The organism is Kitasatospora sp. NPDC058170, from assembly GCF_042883905.1.
Lineage (GTDB): Bacteria > Actinomycetota > Actinomycetes > Streptomycetales > Streptomycetaceae > Kitasatospora.
Genome location: NZ_JBHVUV010000004.1, coordinates 41,611 through 63,518 on the forward strand (window position 1 = coordinate 41,611; position 21,908 = coordinate 63,518).

The following is a 21,908-nucleotide window of genomic DNA, read 5'->3' on the forward strand; positions in this document are numbered from 1 at the left end:
TGACGATCCGCGGGCCCGACGCGACTTCGCGAACACGCCCTAGGATTCGGCGGGTGACTACCGGACGACGACCAAAGGCCAGGCTCGGCAGCCTGCTGGCCGCCCTGGCGATAACAGGCGGTGCGCTGCTCAGCGGCCTGCCCGCCCATGCCGACGAACCATCAGCCGGCTCCGCCGGCAAGGAAGCCCCCCGGGTCGACCTCGTACTCGACGTCAGCGGCTCCATGCGGGCCACCGACATCGAGGGCAAGAGCCGCATCGCGGTGGCCCAGCAGTCCCTGAACGAGGTGATCGACGCCCTGCCCGCGGAGACCGACTTCGGCATCCGCACCCTCGGCGCCAACTACCCCGGCGACGACAAGGCCCAGGGCTGCCAGGACACCAAGCAGCTCTTCCCGGTCGGCAAGACCAACAAGGTCGAGGCCAAGACCGCGGTGGCGACCCTGCGCCCGACCGGCTGGACCCCGATCGGCCTCGCCCTGCGCGGCGCCGCCCAGGACCTCGGCAAGGGCGAGACCACCCGCCGGGTGGTCCTGATCACCGACGGCGAGGACTCCTGCGCCCCGCCGGACCCGTGCGACGTGGCCCGCGAGCTCGCCGCCCAGGGCATCCACCTGGTGGTCGACACCCTCGGCCTGGCGCACGACGACAAGACCCGTCAGCAGCTGCTCTGCATCGCCAACGCCACCGGCGGCACCTACACCGACGTCCGCTCGCAGGACCAGCTCACCGAGAAGGTCAAGCAGCTGGTCGTCCGTTCCAGCGACACCTACGCCGTGACGCCGGTCAAGACCGCGGGCACCGACAAGTGCGAGAGCGCACCGGTGCTCACCCCCGGCGTCTACAGCGACCGGGAGAAGTTCTCCGAGCACCGCGTCTACCGCATCCCGGTCAAGGCCGGCCAGGAGCTGCGCGCCTCGGTCAGCGTCTCGCTCGACCGGCCGGTGGCCCGCGACTACGGCGTCCTGCTCCAGGCCACCAGCACGAGCGGCCAGGAGCTGGTCCGCGGCACCGACGCGGGCAGCGGCCGGACCGACGTGGTCTCCACCGGCCTGCGCTGGTCCACCGACGACTCCAAGGGCTACGCCTCCGCCACCCCGTCCGGCTCGCCGAGCGGCAAGCCGGAGACCACCGTCTGCCTGGTGGTCAGCAACTCGCTCGCCGCCCAGGCCGGCGTGCAGGCCGACCCCGGCCTCCCGCTGGAGCTGACCGTCGACCTGGCCACCGCCTCGCCCGCCCCGGACGGCCCGGCGATGGGTCTCGGCCGCGGCTGGATCCTGCTGCTGGTGCTCACCCTGGCCGGCCTGCTGACCGGCCTGCTGTTCGGCTGGATCGCACGCTGGCGAATCGCCGTCTGGCGGGAGAACTGACGATGCCCACCCTGACGACCCACCGCGCCCTGCGCGCCTCCCTGGCCGGGTTCGCCCTGCTCCCGGCCCTCGCCGTGGCGGCGCCCGCCGCCTCGGCCGCCTCGCCGTCCCCCTCGCCGAGCGCGAGCGGCAAGCCCGCCCCGGCCACCAAGGCCGGGACGTCCTTCCTGACCGCGATCAACCTCGCCGCAGGTCAGGACGCCAACGTCGCCGCCTCCACCGGCGACTACCTGTACTGGGCGTTCGGCGCGTCCGAGGGGCAGACCCCGACGATCGGCCTGACCGTCAACCTGCCTCCCGCCGCCGACCGGCACGGCCCGCAGACCTGGAGCGTCGAGGTCTTCGACGGCCTGCGCCGCCGCCAGTCCTGCACCGCCGGCACCCAGAACGCCACCGGCGAGGCGGCCGCCCCCGCGCTCTCGCTGAGCTGCACCATGCGCGAGGTCCGCTCCTGGGCCGAGCCGTGGTCGGGCGACCCGCTGCCGGGCACCTACTACGTCCGCCTCGCGCTCTCCGACGCCCCGCAGCCGGACCTCGGCCTCGCCGCCTCCGTCCAGCTGCACGTCGGCGTCAAGGGCGACGCGGACAACGCCCAGCCCGAGGGCGGCGAGCTCAAGGCCCCGCTGGTGCCCCCGGTGGGCGGCGGCGCGGCGAACGCCGCCCAGGCGGCCGCACCGGCGGAGGCCGAGGACCACTGGTACTCGGGCTGGTTCTCCGGCTGGAACAGCCGCTGGTTCTGGACCGTGGCCGGCGGCGCGCTGGCCGCCCTCGCGGGGGTGGCCGGCTACACCCTGACCCGCCACCCGCGCGGCCGCCGTCCGGCCCGCTACGGCAGCGTCCCGCCGCAGGCCGGCGCCCCGCAGCCGGGCCCCTACGCGGGCTCCGGGCAGCCCTGACGGCACCCGCCCCTCCCCGAGGGCCGGCCGGACACCTCCGGCCGGCCCTCGGTCGTCCCGCCGCCCCGGCGCCCCGGCCCCGCAGGCCCTACGCTCGAACCATGGCCCGGCAGCCGGACGGCAGGATCGTGGTGGGCGTGGACGGCTCACCGCTCTCCCACGCGGCCGTCCGCTGGGCGGCCCGGCTGGCCGCCCAGACCGGCGGCGTCCTGGAGGCGGTGGCGGTCTGGGAGTTCCCCGGCCTGTACGGCGAGCGGGGCCTCGTCCCTCCCGCGCTGGACGGCTTCGAACCGGAGCGCTGCGCCGCCCGGATCCTCGACGAGGCGCTGGCCGCGGCCCTCCCCGGCGCCGCTCCCCCGGTCCGGCGCCACCTCAAGGCCGGTCCGCCCGGCCCCGCCCTGTCGGCCGCCGCCGAGGGCGCCGACGCCCTCGTCCTGGGCAGTCGCGGCCGCCACGCCCCGCCCGGCGCGGCCCTGGGCTCGGTCAGCCACTACTGCGTCCACCACGCGCCGTGCACCGTCGTGATCGTCAAGCACTGACCGCGGCCGACACCCCGTCAGCGCGCCCTCCCCGTACAACGCAGAAGTCCCGCCCGATCTGAACGATCGGGCGGGACTTCCGTTGGGTGGAGCTGAGGGGATTCGAACCCCTGACCCCCTCGATGCGAACGAGGTGCGCTACCGGACTGCGCCACAGCCCCAACGAGATGAAACTCTAGCACCCTTTGGAGGGGGTCCGTGACCACCCCCGCTGGTGAGGGGTCCGGCGCGGACTACTCGTTGGCGGCGCGGGGGCGGAGCTCGGCGGCGGGCGCCTCGGCGTACTGGTCGAAGAGCGGGGTGTTCCGCGCCTCGGTGGAGTGCGCGTCGGCGGAGCGGCCGGCGGTCCAGGTGCCGGGGGCCGACAGGTCGAGGCCGCGGGTGACCCGGGGGGCCACCGGAGCGGTCACATAGGTCGGCAGCGGGACGGGCACCGGCTCCCAGGAGTCCGGACCGGCCGCACCGCGCTCGCGCATGCCGTCGACCCACTCCTCGTGCTCGGTCACCTCCGCCACGGCGGAGGCCGACCCGGTCCGGCGCGGGGCGCCCTGGGCCGGGTCGGTGGCGAGCCTCAGGTGCGGGCGGCCGCGCCCGGCGGCCGTGCTCGGCGCCGGGGCGGGCTCGGCCTGCTCCGCGGCCTCGGCCGCACGGGCGTCGGCCCGCCGGCGCTCCCGCTCGCGCTTGCGCAGCCGCTCGGCGGCCTGGGCGGCGCGGGCCCGGTCGAGCTTCACCTCGTACCGCTGGCGCTCCAGCTTGCGCAGGTGGCCGATGTAGAAGGTCAGGAGGGCCGCCGGGACCGCCGGGACCCAGAGGAAGGCCAGACCGGCCACCGCCGCGACGACCGCGCCGAGCGCGAACGCCAGGAAGAGGACGGTGACCATCCGGCGGCGCCGGGCCAGCAGGCGCGCCCGGCGCACGGCCCCGGCCCGCCGCTCGGCGGAGTCCTCGGCCGCCCGCTCGGCCGGCCGGTCGTCGGCCCGCTCGGCCCGCTCGGCCCGCTCGGCCTGCTCGGCCTGGCGGTCGCCGGACCGCACCGGCGCGTGCTCGGGGGCCGGCTCGACCGTCGCACCGTCCGCGGGGTCGCCGGAGTCGGCCGCGTCCCGCACGGGAGGGCCGTCGTCACTGCTCTGCTCGTCGTCACGCAGGTCGTCGCCCAGGGCCCGGGATGCCCGCCGCTCCAGCGCCGAACGCCCGGCCAGCAGGCGGATGGCGGTGCTGAAGCGCTCCGTCGGACGCGCCTCGTTGAGCTCGTCCTGCCTGCGGAGCCACATCGGCACCAGATAGGCGGCCCAGGCCCCTACGATGACGGCGTAGATAAGGCCGCTACTGCTCACGTTTCACACCGTACGGGCGCCGGGTAAGGCCTGGCAGCAATTTGGCACGGCGTGTCGTGTGATCAAGCTGATTCTCCGACTATTTTGCCGGTATTTGTGCCCGTCCGTCGCCGCGCCGATGCCATATCGATATTTCTTTCGAACATATATTCAATTACGAGGTCTGCGGCTGGAACTGAGCGTCCGCCACCGCTCCAGCATCCCCTCGGGGACCTCCTCGGCGGTGAGTGCGTACACCAGGTGGTCCCGCCAGTCACCGTCGATGTGCAGATAGCGGGGGCGCATTCCCTCCGAGCGGAAGCCCAGCTTTTCCACCACCCGGCGGCTCGGACCGTTCTCCGGCCGGATGCACACCTCGATCCGGTGCAGCCCGAGGGTGCGGAAGCAGTGGTCCACCGACAGGGCCACGGCGGTCGGCATGATGCCGCGCCCGGCCACCGCCTCGTCGACCCAGTAGCCGACGTTGGCCGAGCACATCGAGCCCCAGGTGATCCCGCCGACCGTCAGCTGTCCGACCAGCCGGCCCTGGTGGAGCACCACGAAGGGCAGCATCCGACCGGCCGAGGCCTCGCCGCGCAGGAAGCGGACCATCTGCCGGTACGTCGGACGCGGGCCGGCGCCGTGGCCGGCCGGGCCGGGCGGCACGGTGGCCTCCCAGCGCAGCAGCCAGTCCCGGTTGCGGCGGCTGACCTCCTGCCAGTCGCGCTGGTCGCGGGCCCGGATCGGGCGCAGCGCGACATCCCCCTCGTGGAGCTCTACCGGCCAGCCGGCGTTCAGTGCGTACTCCCAGGGGCAGGCGGGGTGTCGGGCCTGGGGTGGTCCCCGCCGCCGAGCTGGTCGACGGCGTGGGCCAGCAGCGGCTCCAGGACGGCCAGGCCGTCCTTGACGCCGCCGGTCGAGCCCGGCAGGTTGACGATCAGGGTACGTCCGGCGAGGCCGGCCAGCCCACGGGACAGCGCCGCGGTGGGGACCTTCTCGCGGCCGTACGCCCGGATGGCCTCGGGGATGCCGGGGATCTGCCGGTCGATCACCCGGGCGGTCATCTCGGGGGTGAGGTCCATCGGCGAGATGCCGGTGCCGCCGGTGGTGAGCACCACGTCGTAGCCGGCCTCGACGGCCTCCCGCAGGGCCGCCTCGACCGGCTCGCCGTCCGGGACGACCCGGGGGCCGTCGGCCGTGAAGCCCATCGCGCGCAGGCCGGCCACCAGTAGCGGGCCGCCCTTGTCGGCGTAGACGCCGGCCGAGGCGCGGTTGGAGACGGTGACGGCGAGGGCCCTCACTGCGGGCTCCCCGGGGCGAACCAGTCGCCGCTCTTGCCGCCGGTCTTGGCGATCACCCGGACGTCCTCGATGGCGGCGGCCTTGTCGACGGCCTTGACCATGTCGATCACGGTCAGGCCGGCCACCGCGACGGCGGTGAGCGCCTCCATCTCGACGCCGGTGCGGTCGGCGGTCCGCACGGTGGCGGTGATCTCGACCGCCTCGTCGGTGACGGCGAGGTCCACCTGCACGCCGGAGACCGCGATCGGGTGGCAGAGCGGGATCAGCTCGGGGGTCTTCTTGGCGCCCATGATCCCGGCGATCCGGGCGACGGCGAGCGCGTCGCCCTTGGGCACGCCCTCGCCGCGCAGCAGCTCGACCACCCGGGGGGCGACCCGGACCCGGCCGGCGGCGACGGCGGTGCGCACGGTGGCGGTCTTCTCCGACACGTCGACCATCCGGGCCGCGCCCTGCTCGTCGACGTGGGTGAGGCGGTCGCCGGGGGGTGAGGTGCTCACGGGGTACTCCAGGGGGCGCAGGTCGAATACCGCGCTACCGTACCCCCAGCCCCGGCCGGTGCGTGGGACGGGCCGTGTCAGTACCCGAGACGGCCCGCCGCGCCGTGCGGTCAGCCGCCGAGCAGGACGACCTCGACCGCGCTGCCCGCGGGCAGTTCGACGACGTCCTCCGGCACGGTGATCAGGCAGTCCGCCCGGGCCAGGGCGCCGACCAGGTGCGAGTCCGCGGCGCCGACCGGTTCGACCACGCCGTCGGCCGCCGAGTACCGCCCGCGCAGGAACTGCCGCCGCCCCGCGGGCGAGCGCAGCGCCACCGGGCAGACGGCCCGGACCACCGGGCGGTGCACGTCGGCGGCGCCGAGCATGGTGCGGATGACCGGCCGGACGAACAGCTCGAAGGAGATGTACGCGCTCACCGGGTTGCCGGGCAGCGCCATCAGCGGGACGCCAGCCCCGGCACCGATCCGGCCGAAGCCCTGCGGCTTGCCGGGCTGCATCCGCAGCCGGCGGAAGTCCATCCCGCCGTAGGACTCGAAGACCTCCTTGACCACGTCGTACGCGCCGACGCTGACCCCGCCGCTGGTGACGATCAGGTCGGCCCGGCCGAGCTGGTCCTCCAGGACGGCGCGCAGCCGGTCGGCGTCGTCCGGCACGCCGCCGACCCGGTAGGCGATGGCGCCGGCGTCCAGGGCGGCCGCGGTGAGGGTGAAGCTGTTGGAGTCGGCGATCTGCCCGGGGCCGACCGGCTCCCCGGGCTGGACCAGTTCGCTGCCGGTGGAGAGCACCACCACGCGCGGGCGCGGGCGGACCCGTACGGCGGCCCGGCCGATCGCGGCGAGCAGGCCGAGCTGGGTCGGGCCGAGCCGGGTGCCGGCCTCCAGCACGCGCGCGCCGGCGGCGACGTCGCTGCCGCGGCGGCGGATGTGGGCGCCCTCGGCGACCGGGCGCCGGACCCGGACCTCCTCGTCCTCGACGGGAGCGGTCATCGCGTCGGCGGCCTCGCCGGTACCGCTGCCGCCGTCGGTCCACTCGACCGGGGCGACGGCCTCGGCGCCGGGCGGCACGGGTGCGCCGGTCATGATCCGGGCGGCCTGGCCGGGACCGACCCGGGGCAGTTCACCGGCGCCGGCGGCGATGTCGCCGACCACCGCGAGCACCGAGGGGTACTCGGTGGTGGCCCCGGTGGTGTCGGCGGTGCGGACGGCGTAGCCGTCCATCGAGCTGTTGTCGAAGGGGGGGAGGTCGCCGTCGGCGACCACGTCCTCGTCGAGCCGGCAGCCCTGGGCGTCGAGCAGCTGGAGCTCGATCGCGGGCAGCGGGCCGACGGCCGCCAGGACGTCGGCGAGGTGCTCGTCGACGGTCCACAGGCGGGCCGGGCGAGCGGCCGGTGCCGGGTCCGCGGATCCGTCGCAGCAGGCTGCGGCGGGGGTGGTACTGCTCTCCGTGGACCCGGTCATCGGCGCACTCGCTCTCTGTCGGTGTGTCAGTCCTGCATCTCGGAGGCGACGAACTCCTTGAGCCAGGAGCGGAACTCCGGGCCCAGGTCCTCGCGCTCGGAGGCCAGTCGGACGATAGCGCGCAGGTAGTCCGCACGGTCGCCGGTGTCGTAGCGGCGCCCCTTGAACAGCACGCCGTGCACCTGGCCGCCGGACTCGGCGTCGCGGGTGGTCAGCTCGCGCAGGGCGTCGGTCAGCTGGATCTCGCCGCCGCGGCCGGGCTGGGTCTCGCGCAGGACGTCGAAGACCGAGGGGTCGAGGACGTAGCGGCCGATGACCGCGTAGTTCGACGGGGCGTCGGCGGTGTCCGGCTTCTCGACCAGGTCGGTCACCTGGAAGACGTCCTCGCCGAAGCCGTTGGCCTTGACGGCCGCGCAGCCGTACAGGTGGATCTGCGAGGGGTCGACCTCCATGAGCGCGACGACCGAGCCGCCGAGCTCCTGCTGGACCTCGATCATGCGGGAGAGCAGCGGGTCGCGCGGGTCGATCAGGTCGTCGCCGAGCAGGACGGCGAAGGGCTGGCCGGCCACGTGCTGCTCGGCGACCGAGACGGCGTGGCCGAGGCCCTTGGGGTCGCCCTGGCGGACGTAGTGCATGTTGGCCAGGTCGACGGACTCGCGCACCCGGCGCAGCCGGTCCTGGTCGCCCTTGCGGGCGAGCAGCTCCTCCAGCTCGTACGCGCGGTCGAAGTGGTCCTCGAGGGCGCGCTTGTTCCGGCCGGTGACCATCAGTATGTCGGACAGCCCCGCGGAGGCGGCCTCCTCGACGACGTACTGGATCGCCGGCTTGTCGACGACGGGCAGCATCTCCTTAGGCGTGGCCTTCGTGGCCGGCAGGAAGCGGGTGCCCAGTCCGGCCGCGGGCACCACGGCCTTGGTTACCGGAATTCGGGAGTTGGTCGTCGTCATGCGTTTACCTTACTAAGGCATGTTTTCGCCCGGCCGAGCGCATGGAAGCGGCTATGACAGCACGTCGCGTGGCCCGGCCACAGTGGCAGGCGTATGGGCAGTGGCGGGTGGGCTGAGGGGGTCCCCACCGACACAGGGCGACAGACTACCCGGCTTTTCCGAACGGTCACGTTCGGCATCGGGACCACCGTCCGGCCTGGGGGAAAAGGCTCTGTGCCAGCGGTCGCCGCCCGCCGCGCGGGCCGCGGCCAGGGCCCGGTCGGCGGCCCGCAGCAGCACCGCGGCGTGGGTGCCGTCCTCCGGCAGGACGGCCAGGCCGACGGCGGCGGTCAGGCCGTTGCCGTGCGGGCGGCGGTCCTCGCGCGCGCCGGAGGACCAGTCCAGCAGCAGGTGGCGGCGGACCGACCAGACCAGGCGCTCGGCGACCTGTGCGGCGCCCTCGGCCCCGGTGTCCGGCAGCACGATCAGGAACTCCTCGCCGCTGTACCGGCCGAGGGTGTCCGAGCGGCGGATCTCCATGCCGAGCCGCTGGGCGAGGTCGCGGAGTATCGCGTTGGCCCGGGCGCGGCCGTGCTCGGCGATGACGGCCTCGAAGCCGGCGATCTCCAGCAGCAGGACGGCCAGCGGGCGCGGCCCGTCCTGCGGTTCGGCCTGGTCGGCCCGTCGGGCGCGCTCGATCTCGCGGTCCAGGGTGAGCTGGAGGTGGCGGTAGTTCCAGACCCCGGTGAGCGGGTCGCAGGAGGCGGTGCGCTCCAGTTCCGCGCAGCGCTCCTCCAGCTCGGCGGCCCGCTCGCGCAACCGGGCCTCCCGGTCGGCGGCGGCGCGCTCGCCGCGGCGCAGCCGCCACCCGAGCAGGGTGGCGCCGGCCAGCGCGGGCGCGCTCAGCACGGCCAGGGCCTGGACCAGGAGCGGGGTGGACATCGGGGCGCCTTCCGCATGTCAGGCTCTGAGCGTGACGGGGCACAGAGCCGTGGAGGATCCCATGCACAACGAGAAGAGCGCGCTGAGGACACGGCTGCTGGCCGGGCGGCGTGCGCTGACCGCGCCGTCCCGGGAGGCGGCCGCGCTCGCCCTGGCCGGGCACGCCGGGGAGCTGGCCGCGCCGGGCGCCACCGTGGCCGCCTACGTGTCGGTCGGCGCCGAGCCGGGCACCCGGCCGCTGCTGGACGCGCTGCTGGCGCGCGGGGTCCGGGTGCTGCTGCCGGTCCTGCTGTCCGACAACGACCTGGACTGGGCGGCGTACACCGGCTCGGACGGGCTGGCCCCGGCCGGGCGCGGCCTGCTGGAGCCGGTCGGCGAACGGCTCGGCCCGGAGGCGGTCCGCACCGCCTCGCTGGTGCTGCTGCCGGGCCTGGCGGTGGACCGCCGGGGGCTGCGGCTGGGCCGGGGCGGCGGCTCGTACGACCGGGTGCTGGCCCGGCTCGGCCGGGCCGGGGCGCGGCCGCTGCTGGCCGTCCTGCTGTACGAGGACGAGCTGCTGGAGAGTGTGCCGGCCGAGCCGCACGACCTGCCGGTGGATGTCGCGCTCACCCCGTCCGGGCTGCACCGGCTGGGGTGACGCCGACCGCGGCAGGAACGGCGGCGACGGTAGGAACGGCGGCGGCCCCGCTCCCCGGTGCTCGGGGGGCGGGGCCGCGTCGGCGGACGGGGGTCAGCCGGTGGTCAGCACCAGCCGGTGCTTGGTCGCCTTCTCCACCGCGTCCGGGGAGTAGGCCCAGGTCAGCAGTTCGCCCTTGAGCCAGAGGTCGGTCTGGTCGTTGTAGTTGGGGTGGAAGGCGTGGCCGGAGGCGCCGCCGACGTTGACCCAGCGCGAGGCGTCGAGGTCGCTGAGGTCGACGACCATCCGCATCGAGGGGATCCAGTCCACCTCGTAGCCGGCGGCCGCGTTCCAGCCCGCCGCGTCGACCGCCGCCGAGCCGCCGGAGAGGCGGTACGGGCCGCGGTTGAGCAGCCGGTGGACGAGCCCGGAGGCGATCGAGGAGTCGTCGGTGCCGAGGGTCTGCTCGCGCAGCGTCAGCTTGTGCAGCCGGCCCCAGCTCCAGGTGGAGACGTCCTTGCTGAGCTTCGCGGTGAGCTCCTGGCGGGCGTTCTTCATCGCCTCCGCGAGCAGGTTGTCGAGGCCCTTCTGCTCGTGGTGCTGCGAGTCGATGTACGTCCACCAGCTGCTGTCGGGCTTGTCCAGCTGGCCGCGCACCACCTCGGTCCAGCGGTCGCCGCCGTCCGGCTGGGCCTTGCCCGGGTCGCGGGTGCCGCACTCGGTGACGATCGAGGCGGTGCGCCCGCTGTCGGGTTTGGTCGGGTCCGCCTGCTGGCGCACCAGCAGGCAGTTGTCCTTGGCCCGCAGGTCGGCCGGGAACTTCTGGCCGAAGGAGAGGCTGAGCAGCTGGCTCCAGACGCCGTTGTAGTAGGCGGCGGCGGCCGAGTCGGCGTCCTGGTGGTAGTTCCAGTCCTTCAGCAGGTTCTGCGCCTCGCGCACGTACGGGTCGTCGATCTGGACCTTGAGCAGCAGCGGGACCAGGGTCCGGGCGAGGACGCTGGTGTTGTCGAGCTGCATGTCCTTCATGTCGTCCGGCGAGATCTTGCCGTTGTTCTTGAGCTTGAGGTCGATCTGCTCGGTGATCTCCTTGGCCCGGGTGCCGTACTCCCAGTCCTTGGTCAGCGAGTACTTGTACGACGGGTCGACCACGGCCTGGTTGGCGGTGACGATGTACCCGGCGGAGGGGTTCTGGCTGTAGGGCAGGGCGGAGAAGGGGATCGAGCCCTTCCACTGGTACGCCGAGTCCCAGCCGGGCGCCGGGTAGGTGCCGTCGCCCTTGCCGCGGATCGGGATGTTGCCGGGGGCCTGGTAGCCGATGTTCTTCGCGTCGGCGTAGATCAGGTTCTGGGCGGGGACGGCGAAGTCCTTGGCGGCACCGCGGAACTCGTCCCAGTTCCTGGCGCGGTCCAGCGCGAAGACGGCGTCCATCGTCTTGCCGGGGCTGAGCGCCGTCCACTGCAGGGCGACGCCGTAGCCGCCGGTGCCGCGGTCCGGGGCGGCGTTGCCGTTCGGCGCGTACTTGCCGACGTTCTGCTGCTCGGTGCTCGGGTCGGAGATCAGCGGGGCGCCGGTCTGGGTGGTGCGGACGGTGATGGTGCGGTCCGCACCGCCGGCCACCTTGATGGTCTCCTTGCGCAGCTCGAACTTCGTCTCCTTGCCGTCCACCAGGTAGGTGTCCGGGCCGGTGACCTTCTCCAGGAAGAGGTCGGTGACGTCGGCGCCGAGGTTGGTGAAGCCCCAGGCGACGTCCTTGTTGTGGCCGATCACCACGCCCGGCAGGCCGGCGAAGGTGAAGCCCGAGACGTCGTACTGGCAGGCGGGCGAGGCGGTGCGGCAGTGCAGGCCCATCTGGTACCAGACCGAGGGCAGGCCGGGGCCGAGGTGCGGGTCGTTGGCCAGCAGCGGCTTGCCGGTGGTGGTGTTGGAGCCGGCGATCACCCAGGAGTTGGAGCCGATGCCCTGCCCCTGGCGGCCGAGCAGCTGCGGCATCCCGTCGATCCGGTCGGTGACGTCCTTGAGCAGCGCCTTGGTCGCGGCCGCGCCCTGGGCGGTGGCGGTGCCGGCGTTGGCCGGGCCGGAGCCGTCGGCGGGCCGGTAGGCGTCGCCGACCACGGTGCCGGTCTTCACGATCGTGCCGTTGCGCGCGTACGGGTACTCCGGGTACAGCTCGGCGATCTTCTCCGGGCTGAAGTCCTGGGCGAGCAGCGAGCGGTCGATCTCCTCCTGGAGGTTCCCGGAGAGGTTCCAGGCCATCGCCTTCAGCCAGGACACCGAGTCGACCGGGCTCCACTGCTCCGGCTTGTAGTCGCCGTTGACGACGCCGAGCAGGGTGTACTCCAGCGAGGCGCTCTCGCCGCCGGGGTGCTCGGCGAGCCAGGCGTTGACGCCGTCGGCGTAGGCCTGCAGGTACTTCTTGGTCTCGGGCGAGAGCTGAAGGTCGTACTCCTTCTGCGCCACCTGGCGCCAGCCCATGGTGCGGATGAAGGAGTCGGTGTCGACCTGGCCGTCGCCGAACATCTCGGAGAGCCGGCCCGCGGTGATGTGCCGCCGGACGTCCATCTCCCAGAACCGGTCCTGGGCCTGGACGTAGCCCTGGGCGCGGAAGAGGTCCTCGCTGGTGTCGGCGTAGAGCTGCGGGATGCCGTTGGCGTCGCGCTTCACGTCGACCGGCGCGCTCAGGCCCGCGACCTTGACGCTGCCGTCGACCTCCGGGAAGGACGCGCGGACCGCGGCCACCCCCCGGTAGCCGCCGTAGCCGGCGCCGGCCACCAGCAGCACGACCAGCACGATCACGATCAGACGGGCGCGCCGGAACTTCTTCGAGCGGGGCATCTGGGTCCTTGCGGTCCTCGACTGGGGGGCGGGCGGGCGTGTCCAGGGCACTCGGCCATGACAGGGCACCACATTAGGCCGACTCGGCTGGCGGGCGTGCACGGGGGACGCCCACGGTGGGATCGGACGAGGTCAACGAAGAGGCCCCGGGGGCCGGTGGGAGGCCCTGAGACGGAGCGAACCTAAAGATATGGCAAAATGTTAGACTGAGTAACGATCCGCTAGGGGAGCAACCGGCGATCCGTCATCGTCCGGCGCCCCCTGCCGTCGGCTCACCCCTTCGGCCCCACCGCCGTCGGACACCCCGCCCGCCCCCAGCCTGCTCGAGGTGCCCCTGCGTGAATGTCGACCACCTGAACCAGCTGCTCCTTGAGTTCTCCGTGATCCTGCTGGTCGCGGTGGTCGCCGTGCGCATCTCGACCCGGTCGGGGCTGCCCAGCCTGCTGATCTATCTCGGCATCGGTGTCGCGCTCGGTCAGAACGGCCTCGGCGTCTCCTTCAACAACGCCGCGCTGACCCAGGTGATCGGCTACGCGGCCCTGGTGGTGATCCTGGCCGAGGGCGGCCTCAAGACCAGCTGGCGCGAGGTCAGACCGGTGATGCCGGCGGCCACCGTGCTCGCCACCGTCGGCGTCGGGATCAGCGTCTTCGTCACCGCCGCCGGCGCGCACTGGCTGGTCGGCCTGGACTGGCGGACCTCCATGCTGCTCGGCGCGATCGTCTCCTCGACCGATGCCGCCGCCGTCTTCTCCGTCCTGCGGATGGTGCCGCTGCCGCACCGGCTCACCGGTCTGCTGGAGGCCGAGTCCGGCTTCAACGACGCGCCCGTGGTCATCCTGGTGGTCGCCTTCGCCACCGCCGGCGAGCTGGACTCCTGGTACGTCCTGGTCGGCACGATCATCGCCGAGCTGGCGATCGGCGCGGCGGTCGGCTTCGCGGTCGGCAAGATCGGCGCCTACGGCATCAAGCACGTCGCCCTGCCCTCCTCGGGCCTCTACCCCATCGCCGTCATGGCGCTGACCGTGCTCGCCTACGCGGGCGGCGCGCTGCTGCACGGTTCGGGCTTCCTCGCCGTCTACATCAGCGCGGTCATCCTGGGGAACGCCAAGCTGCCGCACGGCCCCGCCGTGCGCGGCTTCGCCGACGGACTGGCCTGGATCGGGCAGATCGGCATGTTCGTGCTGCTCGGCCTGCTCTGCACCCCCGAGTCGATGGGCTCGGCCGTGGTGCCCGCGCTGGTGATCGGCGCGGTGCTGGTCTTCCTGGCCCGGCCGCTGTCGGTGGTGCTCACCCTGACGCCGTTCAAGCTGCCCGGCCGCGAGCAGGCACTTCTGAGCTGGGCCGGACTGCGCGGGGCGGTGCCCATCGTGCTGGCCACCATCCCCATGGTGGCCGGCGCACCGAACGCCCAGAAGGTGTTCAACATCGTCTTCATCCTGGTCGTGGTCTTCACGCTGCTCCAGGGCCCGACCCTGCCCTGGGTGGCGAAGCGGCTGCGGATCTCCGAGGGCTCGATGGGCCAGGACCTCGGCATCGAGTCCGCGCCGCTGGAGAAGCTGCACGGGCACCTGCTGTCGGTGGCGCTCTCCCCGACCTCCCGGATGTCCGGCGTGGAGATCGGCGAGCTGCGGCTGCCGGCCGGCGCCGCGGTGACCCTGGTGGTGCGGGAGGGCAGCAGCTTCGTCCCCGACAAGGCCACCGTGCTGCGCGGCGGCGACGAGCTGCTGGTGGTCACCACCGACGAGGTGAGCGAGGCGGCGGAGCGGCGGCTGCGGGCCGTGGACAAGGGCGGCAAGCTGGCCGGCTGGCTGCACGGGCGGTAGTACTGCCCGGGTTCGCCGCCGGGAGTCTGGTCCGGGCTCGCGTCGGGGCTCGCCTCGGGCTCGCGTCCGGCTTCGCACTGGCTTCCTGCGGCCGTCGCGCGGTGTTCACCTTTCATTGGCAGGACATTTTTGACTGAGCCCTGTATTGTGGAGGTGTGCGCGACATCTACGCGCGTATAAGTATGATGGTTGATACACACCCAGCATCTGCCTGAAGCAGAGTTGGCGCGACCGCTCGGCGGCCGCGGCCCGGACCTCGGCAACCACGCCGATCCGGCCCGGTAACTACCCCGGTCGACGCGCGAGAGGACGACTCTCGGCGCCGTCGGGGCCACACCATGCCCCTTCCGCGCTACCAGGCAGCAGGAAGGACCGACCGTGACGGCCCGCCGAACGGTCGACAACAACGGCGTCCCGAAGGACGCCGGCGCCGACGCGCCCACCCGCATCGGGTACGGCACGCTGCTGCGCACACCCGGTGCCCGGACGTTCCTGGTGCCCGCCTTCGCGGCGCGCCTGCCGTACGCCATGCTCAGCCTGGGCATCGTCCTGCTGGTCCTCGACACCCACGGCTCGTACGGCACCGCCGGCACCGTCGCGGCGGTCTCGGCCGTCGCCCAGGCCCTCGTCGGCCCGCAGACCGGCCGGCTGGCCGACCGGTACGGCCAGGCCGCCGTGCTGGTGCCCAGCGTCCTGGTGCACGCCGTCTCGGTCGGCGCGCTGATCGCGCTGGCACTGGGCCACGCCCCGGTCTGGGCGCTGCTGCTGGCCGCCGCTCCGGCCGGCGCCAGCGTGCCGCAGGTGGGCGCGATGGTCCGCGCCCGCTGGGTGGCCAAGCTCTCCTCGGAGGGCGCCTCCACTCCTGTGCTGAACACCGCGTTCGCCTTCGAGTCGGTGACCGACGAGTTCACCTTCGTGATCGGCCCGGTGCTGGCCGGTGCGATCGCCACCTCGCTCAACCCGTCGACCGGCCTGATCGCCGAGGCCGTGCTGACCGTCGTCGGCGGCCTCGCCTTCGCCGCCCAGCGGCGCACCGCCCCGGCCCGGCACCCGCACCAGCCCGGTGTCCGCCGCGCCTCCGCGCTCGCCTCCCCGGGCGTGCGGCTGCTGGCCGGCGCGTTCCTGGGCGTCGGCACCGTCTTCGGTGCCATGCAGGTCTCGGTGACCGCTTTCACCGAGTCCGTCGGCCAGCCCGGGGCCAACGGCGCCGTGTACGGGATCTTCGCCGGCGGTTCGATGCTGGCCGGCGTGCTGTACGGCATGGTCGCCTGGCGGCACGCCGCACGGCACCGGCTGCTGGCCAGCTACGCGCTGCTGGTGCTGGGCTGCTCCACGCTCTGGGCGATGCCCAACCTGGTCGCGCTGTCGATCGCCGCGCTGGTCTGCGGCCTGGCCATCGCGCCGACCCTGATCACCGGGTACACCCTGGTCGAGACGCTGGTCGCGGACGGTGCCAAGACCGAGGCCTTCACCTGGCTGACCGGCGCCATCGGCCTCGGCCTGGCGACCGGGTCCACGGTGGCCGGGCAGCTGATCGACGGGCACGGCCCGTCGGCCGGGTTCCTGGTGCCGGTGGCCGGCGCCGGTCTGGGCCTGATCGCGCTGGTCGCGCTGCGGCGGTTCCTGATCGCGCCGAGCGCGCCGAGCCGGTCGGTTGCGTCCGGCGCGGCCGACTCGTCCGGTACCTCCGGCACGTCCGGTAAGGCGAGCCCGTCCGGCGCCGCGACCACGGCCGGCCCGGCGATCGCGAGCGGCTCGGAGCGGGGCGCGGCGCCCCAGCTCGTGGGTGCCGCCAAGGCCTGACGGAGGCGGTGCGGGCGCCGCTCCGGGGGTGGGGCGGCGCCGGTTCCGGATGGACCGGGCGCCGGTTCGCAGCCGTCGCACGGTTCATCTCACACCGGAGTCGCTGGACTGATCCAGCGGAATGCCGCATCATTGACCATCGTTAGCACTCATCAGGCGAGAGTGCCAGGAGGAAGACAAGTGCCCACGTACCAGTACCAGTGCACCGAGTGCGGCAGCGGCCTGGAGGCGGTGCAGAAGTTCACCGACGAGGCGCTCACCACGTGCCCCGAATGCCAGGGACGGCTCCGCAAGGTCTTCTCGGCCGTGGGTGTGGTCTTCAAGGGCTCGGGCTTCTACCGGACCGACAGCCGTTCGTCCTCCAGCAGCTCGGTGGGTTCGAACTCGTCCTCGGGTTCGTCGGCCTCCCCGGCCGCGTCCTCGTCCTCGGGCGGCTCGACGCCCGCCGCCAGCCCCGCCCCCGCGGCGAAGCCGGCCGGCTGAGCGACGCCGAAGACAGCACCAGAAGCATTCGAAAAGGCCCGGTGGCCCCGCTTTCCAGCGGCCCACCGGGCCTTTTCGTCTGCCCGGGCCCGTCGGACTAACCCGGACGGGTGTACGAAGTTATCCACACCCCCGGGTTTTCCACAGGCTGCGGGAAAGGGCTTCCGCGGGCCTTGCGGCGGGCGCAGAGTGTGCGTCACAGCGACCGGCCGCTTCGGGGCCGGCCTCCCGCGACCAGAGGTGGTGTCCCGCATGACCGCGACCTTCCCCCTTCCCCGCACACTCCCCCTCGCCCAGCGGCCGGCGCCGGCCCGGCGGTATGCCGTACCGCTCCCGCCACTCGCGGTGCCGCCGGGCCGGGAGGTGCCGTCGTTCGCGCCGATCAGGCGTGGCGGCACCGGCCGGTACCGGCTGGCACAGGCCCTACGGCAGCGGCCCGGGGTGCTGGCCGTGAGCCTGCTCGTCGCGGTGGCAGCGCTCACCGCCGGGGCGCCGCGAGCGGGGCTGCCGCCGCCGGGGGCCACCCCGGTCCACCAAACGGGTTGTCAACCGGGAGAGACCGAAGATCACCCGTGACCTGGAGACGACTTCGTCGTTCACGCGGCATGAAAGGCTTCAAAGAATTCCTGCTGCGTGGAAATGTCGTCGACCTGGCCGTCGCCGTCGTCATCGGTGCGGCTTTCACCAACATCGTCAACGCCTTCGTCAAGGGCGTGATCAATCCGATCGTCGGCCTTTTCGGAGCCAAGGATCTGGCGTCCTACAGTTCCTGCCTCAAGGGCCCCTGCGAGATGGGCGCGGCCGGCGAGGTCACCTCCGGCGTCTACATCCTCTGGGGCTCCGTGCTCAGCGCGGCCCTGCAGTTCCTGATCACCGCGGCCGTCGTCTACTTCTGTCTGATCCTGCCCATGACCAGGTTCACCGCCAAGCGCAAGACCCTCGACGAGGAGATGGCCGAGGCGGAGGCCAAGGAGGTCGCCCTGCTCACCGAGATCCGCGACGCGCTGGTCACCAGCCAGCGCTGAGCACCGCCCCGGCCGCGCTCCCGGTTCCGGCCCGGTTCCGGGTTCCGTTCTGTTCCGGCTCCGGTCGGTCTCAGCCCCCGTGGTGCGGCGGGCGCTGGCTCAGGTACCAGTCCAGCCCTCGTCCACTGCTCTGCCCCGCTCCGGGACGGTCCCCCCAACCGGAGTCGGTGTCGTCCCGGGACTGCTGGTCCAACGGATCCCGGAACACCAGCCGGGCCTTCGCCGCCGGATTGTCCCCGGTGCCTCCGGCGGCCCCGGCACCCCCGGTGCCGTTCGTGGCGCCTTCCGCTCCCTCGGCGCTCTCCGCGCCCTCCGTGCCCCGTACGGGGTTCTGCTCGCCCACCGGTCCGCCTCCGTCGTCCTCTGCCGTTCCGATCCCCTGCATCCGTCCCTACAGCCTAGAAGCCCCCCGGCCGACCGCCGCCGACGCGCAGCGGGCCCGGGTGCGGAGCGCTCCGCACCCGGGCCCGCCGGTCGGCCGACTCTCGCCAGTCGGCCGTCGCGAGGCCGTCAGGCGGCCTCGAAGCCCGCATGGTCGGCGATCCGCTTCAGCTCGGCCAGTGCGTGCTTCTCGATCTGGCGGATGCGCTCACGCGTCAGCCCGTGCTGCTTGCCCACCTCGGTCAGGGTGCGCTCGCGGCCGTCCTCCATCCCGTAGCGGGACCGGATGATCGATGCCGTGCGGTCGTCCAGTCGCCCGATCAGGCCGTCCAGCTCCTCGCGGCGGAGCATGACCATCACGGCGTCCTCGGGGGACGTCGCCCCGGTGTCCTCGACGAGGTCGCCGAACTGGGTCTCGCCCTCGTCGTCGACCGACATGTTGAGGCTGACCGGATCCCGGGCCCAGTCCAGCACGTCCTTGATCCGCGCCTCGGTGGTGTCCAGCTCGGCCGCGATCTCGGCCGGCTCGGGCTCGCGGCCCAGCTCCTTGGACTTCTCCCGCTGCACGCGCCGGATTCGGCCCAGCTCCTCGACCAGGTGGACGGGCAGCCGGATGGTCCGCGACTGGTCGGCGATCGACCGGGTGATCGCCTGCCGGATCCACCACGTCGCATAGGTGGAGAACTTGAAGCCCTTGGCGTAGTCGAACTTCTCCACCGCCCTCACCAGGCCCGCGTTGCCCTCCTGGATGAGGTCCAGCAGCGGAAGGCCGCTGCGCGGGTAGCGCCGGGCGACCGCGACCACGAGACGGAGGTTGGACCGGATGAAGACGTCCTTGGCGCGCTCGGCGTCCTCGGCTATCGCCTCCAGCTCCTCGCGCTTGACGCCCTTGGGCGGCTCGCCCTCGTCCAGCAGGTGCCGGGCGTACACGCCGGCCTCGATCCGCAGCGAGAGCTCGACCTCTTCGGCGGCATCGAGCAGGGGTGTCCTGGCGATCTCGTCGAGGTACATGCCGACCAGGTCACGGTCGGCCTCAAGGTTGGTCGGGCGGGCCGCGCGAGTCCGGTCGGCCCTGTCGCGAACGACGGCACGGGTGGCCATGCTTGCTCCCTTTGCTGGTGTTGCCGAGGTCTGCCTGCCTGCCCCGAGAGGGCAAGAAATGCGGGCCCCGGGGGGCTCACACGTAACGATCCAACGAACAGATTCCGGACAACATTCCCAAGTCGCTCAGATTCCTCCAGCGATGCAGTATCCTGCCGCTTTTCACCCCGGATTCAGACGGAGGGTGACCGTCTCGACACCGCGGGTGCGAGCCCTGCGACCGGTTCGGAGCGGCCGCCCCGGCCCCGTCCACCGCTGCGCAACCCGCCACCCGGTGAAACCCTCGGGCCGTCGCGCGCGTTCCCACGCGCCACGCCCGCACAACTCCACACTCCCGGCTTCCGCCCGCGCCCGCGACCTGGCGCACGCAGGTCCTCCGCACAAAAGATGCAAAATCGCTATCACCGCACGGTCCGATCAGCAGGGCGCACTGGGAAGGTGTCAGCCATGCACCTGACCAAAAGCTCGCCCGCCATCACCCGGCGTAACCAGCGCCTGCTCCGGTACTCGGGGATCGCGGTCGGCTGCGCGGTCCTGTTCGGTGTCCTGACAGCCCTGGTGCAGGCCGGTTGGGGCCCGCTCTCCCGCTTCGACCAGGGCTGGGTCGCGAGCATGCACGACTACTCGCAGGACCACACCGTCTGGACGGCCTCGGTGCAGACGCTCTCCGATATCGGCGGCACGGTCACCATGCGTGCACTGCTCGGTCTGGCCGCCGTCTGGCTCTGGCTGATCGGCGCCCGGGTGCTGTCCGGCTGGACGGCGGCACAGGCCCTGGTCGGCTGGGGCGGCCAGTGGCTGCTGAAGCTCTCCTTCGACCGACAGCGGCCGCACTTCCCCGATCCGGTGTCGCACGCCGCCGGCCCGGCCCTCCCCTCCGGCCACGCGATGGCCGCGGCGATCACCTGCGCCGTCCTGGTCGGGCTGTTCTGGCCGCAGGCGCGTCGCGCGGGGCGGACCGCCGCGTGCGCCGTCGCCGCGCTCACCGCGCTGGCGATCGGATGGACCAGGATCGCCCTCGGGGTGCACTGGCCGAGCGACGTGCTCGCCGGCTGGCTGGCCGCCGGGATCGTGCTGGGCGCCGTCACCACCGCCGTCGAGCTCTGGCGGCCGGGCGCCCTGGCCCGGGACGTCCGGCGGGTGAACTGGCGAACCAGACCCCGGGTCCAGCGCGTGCTGGCCTCGCCGACCCGCCCCGCGGCCTTCGAGGACGACCTGGACGGCCTGGACAGCCCGAACCACCTGGGCGGCCCGGACAGACCGAACGACCCGAACGACCTGGGTGGCCCGGGTGGCCCGGGTGGCCCGGACAGCATGGACGAGACCGCGGGCCGACCGGACAACGCGGTTCGCTAGCGTGGCCGCCATGTCCTCTCCCTTCCCCACCGGGCCGCTGCGGATCGCGGCCGCCCAGGCCCCGGTCGTGGCCGGCGACATATCCGCCAACGCCGCCACCGCCGCCGCGCTGATCCGCGAGGCCGCCTCGGCCGGGGCACGTCTGGTGCTCTTCGCCGAGAAGTTCCTCTCCGGCTACGAGCCCGAGCTGATCAAGAGCGATCCCGCCCGGTACGCCGTCGGACCCGGTGACCCCAGGCTCGCGCCGATCGCCGACGCCTGCCGCGAGACCGGCACGGCCGCCGTCGTCGGCGCGGGCGTGCACGACGACGGCGACCTCCTGGTCTCCGCCCTCGTCTTCGGCCCGGACGGCTCCCTCGTCACCCGGTACGACAAGCAGTACCTGTTCAAGAGCGAGCGCGACTACTACCGGCCCGGCACCGGCGACCGCACGATCGAACTCGACGGCTGGCGGCTCGGACTCGGCATCTGCTACGACTCCGGCTTCCCCGAGCACGCCCGCGCGGCCGCCCTGGACGGCTGCCACGCGTACCTGGTCGGCGCCCTGTTCAGCGTGGGCCACGGCCACCACGAGTCGCGCACCTGGTTCCCCGCCCGCGCCCTCGACAACACCCTCTACACCCTGCTCGCCAACCACGTCGGCACCACCGGCTCCTGGCACACCTGCGGCGGCAGCGCGGTCTGGTCCCCCGACGGGCGCCTGCTCGCCGAGGCCGGTCCCGACGAGCGCGAGCTCGTCCTCGCCGACCTCGACCCGGACGTCCTGCGCGCCACCCGGGAGTCCGAGACCCTCCTCGCCGACCTCCACACCCGCCTCCCGGCCACTCCCCGGACCCACCACTCCCTCGCCTGACGCCCCGTACGGCAGAGCTCCGGTCGACCGGTGACCGGTTGCCTCCGAGCTGCCGACACGTTCGACCGGGGCGGCCGTGGAACCGGGGCAGTGAAACCGGGGCCGACGGGAGCACCGGGAGCACCGGTACGAGCAGGCTGCGCAGCGGCACGCCCGCAGGAGCTGGGCCCGGCACACGGGCCGGACCAGGACCGGGGTCCTGGTCCGAAGTCCGCCCCCGGGTGCCGCCCCGGGCCGGGAGCCGCTGCGAGAATGGGCCGCGGACGCCGGCTGCGGGCCTGACCAGAGGCCCGCCGACGGCTTCCTCCGGGCTGCAGACCACCGCGGGAACGGCTCACGGACGACGGTCGCGGCGGACCGGCGAAGGCCGGGCCGTCGGCCACGGGGAGGACCA

The 21,908-nt window shown here is 73.4% G+C and carries 19 protein-coding genes and 1 tRNA gene; 10 read left to right on the top strand and 10 right to left on the bottom strand.

Going from position 1 to position 21,908, the window contains the following annotated elements; all coding sequences use genetic code 11:
• Positions 1 to 53 precede the first annotated feature (53 nt).
• From ACFVVX_RS06300 to ACFVVX_RS06310, 3 genes are all read left to right on the top strand, one after another.
• Positions 54 to 1,370, top strand: coding sequence for a VWA domain-containing protein (locus ACFVVX_RS06300; RefSeq protein ID WP_387942004.1), 1,317 nt, complete (start codon positions 54 to 56; stop codon positions 1,368 to 1,370).
• A 2-nt stretch (positions 1,371 to 1,372) separates the two neighbouring features.
• Positions 1,373 to 2,266 (top strand): peptidase, encoded by an 894-nt coding sequence (locus ACFVVX_RS06305; protein ID WP_387942006.1) that lies wholly within the window; start codon positions 1,373 to 1,375, stop codon positions 2,264 to 2,266.
• Positions 2,267 to 2,367: 101 nt separating this feature from the next.
• Positions 2,368 to 2,805, top strand: coding sequence for a universal stress protein (locus ACFVVX_RS06310; protein ID WP_387942008.1), 438 nt, complete (start codon positions 2,368 to 2,370; stop codon positions 2,803 to 2,805).
• 87 nt (positions 2,806 to 2,892) lie between these two features.
• Here ACFVVX_RS06310 and ACFVVX_RS06315 read toward each other — a convergent pair.
• From ACFVVX_RS06315 to ACFVVX_RS06350, 8 genes are all read right to left on the bottom strand, one after another.
• Positions 2,893 to 2,966: transfer RNA gene (locus ACFVVX_RS06315), tRNA-Ala, on the bottom strand.
• Positions 2,967 to 3,038: 72 nt separating this feature from the next.
• Positions 3,039 to 4,139, bottom strand: a complete 1,101-nt coding sequence (glpR, locus tag ACFVVX_RS06320) for a gephyrin-like molybdotransferase receptor GlpR (RefSeq protein WP_387942010.1) — start codon at positions 4,137 to 4,139, stop codon at positions 3,039 to 3,041.
• A gap of 150 nt (positions 4,140 to 4,289) precedes the next feature.
• Complete coding sequence (locus ACFVVX_RS06325) at positions 4,290 to 4,916, bottom strand: GNAT family N-acetyltransferase (protein ID WP_387942513.1); 627 nt, start codon at positions 4,914 to 4,916, stop codon at positions 4,290 to 4,292.
• Positions 4,913 to 5,419, bottom strand: a complete 507-nt coding sequence (locus ACFVVX_RS06330) for a molybdenum cofactor biosynthesis protein B (RefSeq protein WP_387942012.1) — start codon at positions 5,417 to 5,419, stop codon at positions 4,913 to 4,915. Before ACFVVX_RS06330 ends, ACFVVX_RS06325 begins: the two co-directional genes overlap by 4 nt.
• On the bottom strand, positions 5,416 to 5,856 hold the full coding sequence (moaC, locus tag ACFVVX_RS06335) for a cyclic pyranopterin monophosphate synthase MoaC (protein ID WP_387942515.1): 441 nt from the start codon (positions 5,854 to 5,856) through the stop codon (positions 5,416 to 5,418). The genes ACFVVX_RS06330 and moaC overlap by 4 nt, the downstream gene beginning before the upstream one ends.
• Positions 5,857 to 6,026: 170 nt before the next feature.
• The gene (gene glp, locus ACFVVX_RS06340; protein WP_387942014.1) at positions 6,027 to 7,373 is read right to left on the bottom strand and encodes a gephyrin-like molybdotransferase Glp; all 1,347 of its coding nucleotides are present in this window, start codon (positions 7,371 to 7,373) and stop codon (positions 6,027 to 6,029) included.
• A 26-nt stretch (positions 7,374 to 7,399) separates the two neighbouring features.
• Complete coding sequence (gene galU / locus ACFVVX_RS06345) at positions 7,400 to 8,320, bottom strand: UTP--glucose-1-phosphate uridylyltransferase GalU (protein ID WP_387942016.1); 921 nt, start codon at positions 8,318 to 8,320, stop codon at positions 7,400 to 7,402.
• Between the two features lie 51 nt (positions 8,321 to 8,371).
• A complete protein-coding gene (locus tag ACFVVX_RS06350; protein WP_387942018.1) occupies positions 8,372 to 9,241 on the bottom strand; it encodes a GGDEF domain-containing protein in 870 nt (289 codons plus the stop codon).
• 61 nt (positions 9,242 to 9,302) lie between these two features.
• Here ACFVVX_RS06350 and ACFVVX_RS06355 point away from each other — a divergent pair, with 61 nt between their 5' ends.
• Positions 9,303 to 9,878: a 5-formyltetrahydrofolate cyclo-ligase gene (locus ACFVVX_RS06355; protein ID WP_387942020.1), complete on the top strand. Its 576-nt coding sequence runs from the start codon at positions 9,303 to 9,305 to the stop codon at positions 9,876 to 9,878.
• Between the two features lie 93 nt (positions 9,879 to 9,971).
• On the opposite strand, the gene ACFVVX_RS06360 is transcribed toward ACFVVX_RS06355, so the two are convergent.
• Positions 9,972 to 12,689: a penicillin acylase family protein gene (locus ACFVVX_RS06360; protein WP_387942022.1), complete on the bottom strand. Its 2,718-nt coding sequence runs from the start codon at positions 12,687 to 12,689 to the stop codon at positions 9,972 to 9,974.
• Positions 12,690 to 13,027: 338 nt separating this feature from the next.
• Between ACFVVX_RS06360 and ACFVVX_RS06365 the strand changes: the two genes are divergently transcribed.
• The 4 genes from ACFVVX_RS06365 to mscL all read left to right on the top strand — a co-directional run bounded on the left by ACFVVX_RS06365 (position 13,028) and on the right by mscL (position 17,823).
• Positions 13,028 to 14,512 carry a potassium/proton antiporter gene (locus ACFVVX_RS06365; RefSeq protein ID WP_387942024.1) on the top strand — a complete coding sequence of 495 codons (1,485 nt, stop codon included), beginning with the start codon at positions 13,028 to 13,030 and terminating at the stop codon, positions 14,510 to 14,512.
• 378 nt (positions 14,513 to 14,890) lie between these two features.
• Complete coding sequence (locus ACFVVX_RS06370; RefSeq protein WP_387942026.1) at positions 14,891 to 16,315, top strand: MFS transporter; 1,425 nt, start codon at positions 14,891 to 14,893, stop codon at positions 16,313 to 16,315.
• A gap of 180 nt (positions 16,316 to 16,495) precedes the next feature.
• Positions 16,496 to 16,798: an FmdB family zinc ribbon protein gene (locus tag ACFVVX_RS06375; RefSeq protein ID WP_387942028.1), complete on the top strand. Its 303-nt coding sequence runs from the start codon at positions 16,496 to 16,498 to the stop codon at positions 16,796 to 16,798.
• A 605-nt stretch (positions 16,799 to 17,403) separates the two neighbouring features.
• Positions 17,404 to 17,823 carry a large conductance mechanosensitive channel protein MscL gene (gene mscL, locus ACFVVX_RS06380; protein WP_387942029.1) on the top strand — a complete coding sequence of 140 codons (420 nt, stop codon included), beginning with the start codon at positions 17,404 to 17,406 and terminating at the stop codon, positions 17,821 to 17,823.
• A 510-nt stretch (positions 17,824 to 18,333) separates the two neighbouring features.
• Here the strand turns inward: mscL and ACFVVX_RS06385 are convergent.
• Complete coding sequence (locus ACFVVX_RS06385) at positions 18,334 to 19,305, bottom strand: sigma-70 family RNA polymerase sigma factor (protein WP_387942031.1); 972 nt, start codon at positions 19,303 to 19,305, stop codon at positions 18,334 to 18,336.
• 447 nt (positions 19,306 to 19,752) lie between these two features.
• Between ACFVVX_RS06385 and ACFVVX_RS06390 the strand changes: the two genes are divergently transcribed.
• Together ACFVVX_RS06390 and ACFVVX_RS06395 are read left to right on the top strand one after the other, a co-directional pair.
• Positions 19,753 to 20,661 carry a phosphatase PAP2 family protein gene (locus ACFVVX_RS06390; protein WP_387942033.1) on the top strand — a complete coding sequence of 303 codons (909 nt, stop codon included), beginning with the start codon at positions 19,753 to 19,755 and terminating at the stop codon, positions 20,659 to 20,661.
• Positions 20,662 to 20,671: 10 nt separating this feature from the next.
• Positions 20,672 to 21,514 (top strand): carbon-nitrogen hydrolase family protein, encoded by an 843-nt coding sequence (locus tag ACFVVX_RS06395; RefSeq protein ID WP_387942035.1) that lies wholly within the window; start codon positions 20,672 to 20,674, stop codon positions 21,512 to 21,514.
• The last annotated feature ends 394 nt before the right edge of the window (positions 21,515 to 21,908 follow it).

Excerpts from the sequence above, each read along its gene's own strand:
- mscL (WP_387942029.1), top strand. The coding sequence starts at position 17,404 with ATGAAAGGCTTCAAAGAATTCCTGCTGCGTGGAAATGTCGTCGACCTG.
- ACFVVX_RS06355 (WP_387942020.1), top strand. The coding sequence starts at position 9,303 with ATGCACAACGAGAAGAGCGCGCTGAGGACACGGCTGCTGGCCGGGCGG.
- moaC (WP_387942515.1), bottom strand. The coding sequence starts at position 5,856 with ATGGTCGACGTGTCGGAGAAGACCGCCACCGTGCGCACCGCCGTCGCC.
- galU (WP_387942016.1), bottom strand. The coding sequence starts at position 8,320 with ATGACGACGACCAACTCCCGAATTCCGGTAACCAAGGCCGTGGTGCCC.
- ACFVVX_RS06310 (WP_387942008.1), top strand. The coding sequence starts at position 2,368 with ATGGCCCGGCAGCCGGACGGCAGGATCGTGGTGGGCGTGGACGGCTCA.
- ACFVVX_RS06385 (WP_387942031.1), bottom strand. The coding sequence starts at position 19,305 with ATGGCCACCCGTGCCGTCGTTCGCGACAGGGCCGACCGGACTCGCGCG.
- ACFVVX_RS06360 (WP_387942022.1), bottom strand. The coding sequence starts at position 12,689 with ATGCCCCGCTCGAAGAAGTTCCGGCGCGCCCGTCTGATCGTGATCGTG.
- ACFVVX_RS06305 (WP_387942006.1), top strand. The coding sequence starts at position 1,373 with ATGCCCACCCTGACGACCCACCGCGCCCTGCGCGCCTCCCTGGCCGGG.
- ACFVVX_RS06390 (WP_387942033.1), top strand. The coding sequence starts at position 19,753 with ATGCACCTGACCAAAAGCTCGCCCGCCATCACCCGGCGTAACCAGCGC.
- ACFVVX_RS06350 (WP_387942018.1), bottom strand. The coding sequence starts at position 9,241 with ATGTCCACCCCGCTCCTGGTCCAGGCCCTGGCCGTGCTGAGCGCGCCC.
- ACFVVX_RS06395 (WP_387942035.1), top strand. The coding sequence starts at position 20,672 with ATGTCCTCTCCCTTCCCCACCGGGCCGCTGCGGATCGCGGCCGCCCAG.
- glp (WP_387942014.1), bottom strand. The coding sequence starts at position 7,373 with ATGACCGGGTCCACGGAGAGCAGTACCACCCCCGCCGCAGCCTGCTGC.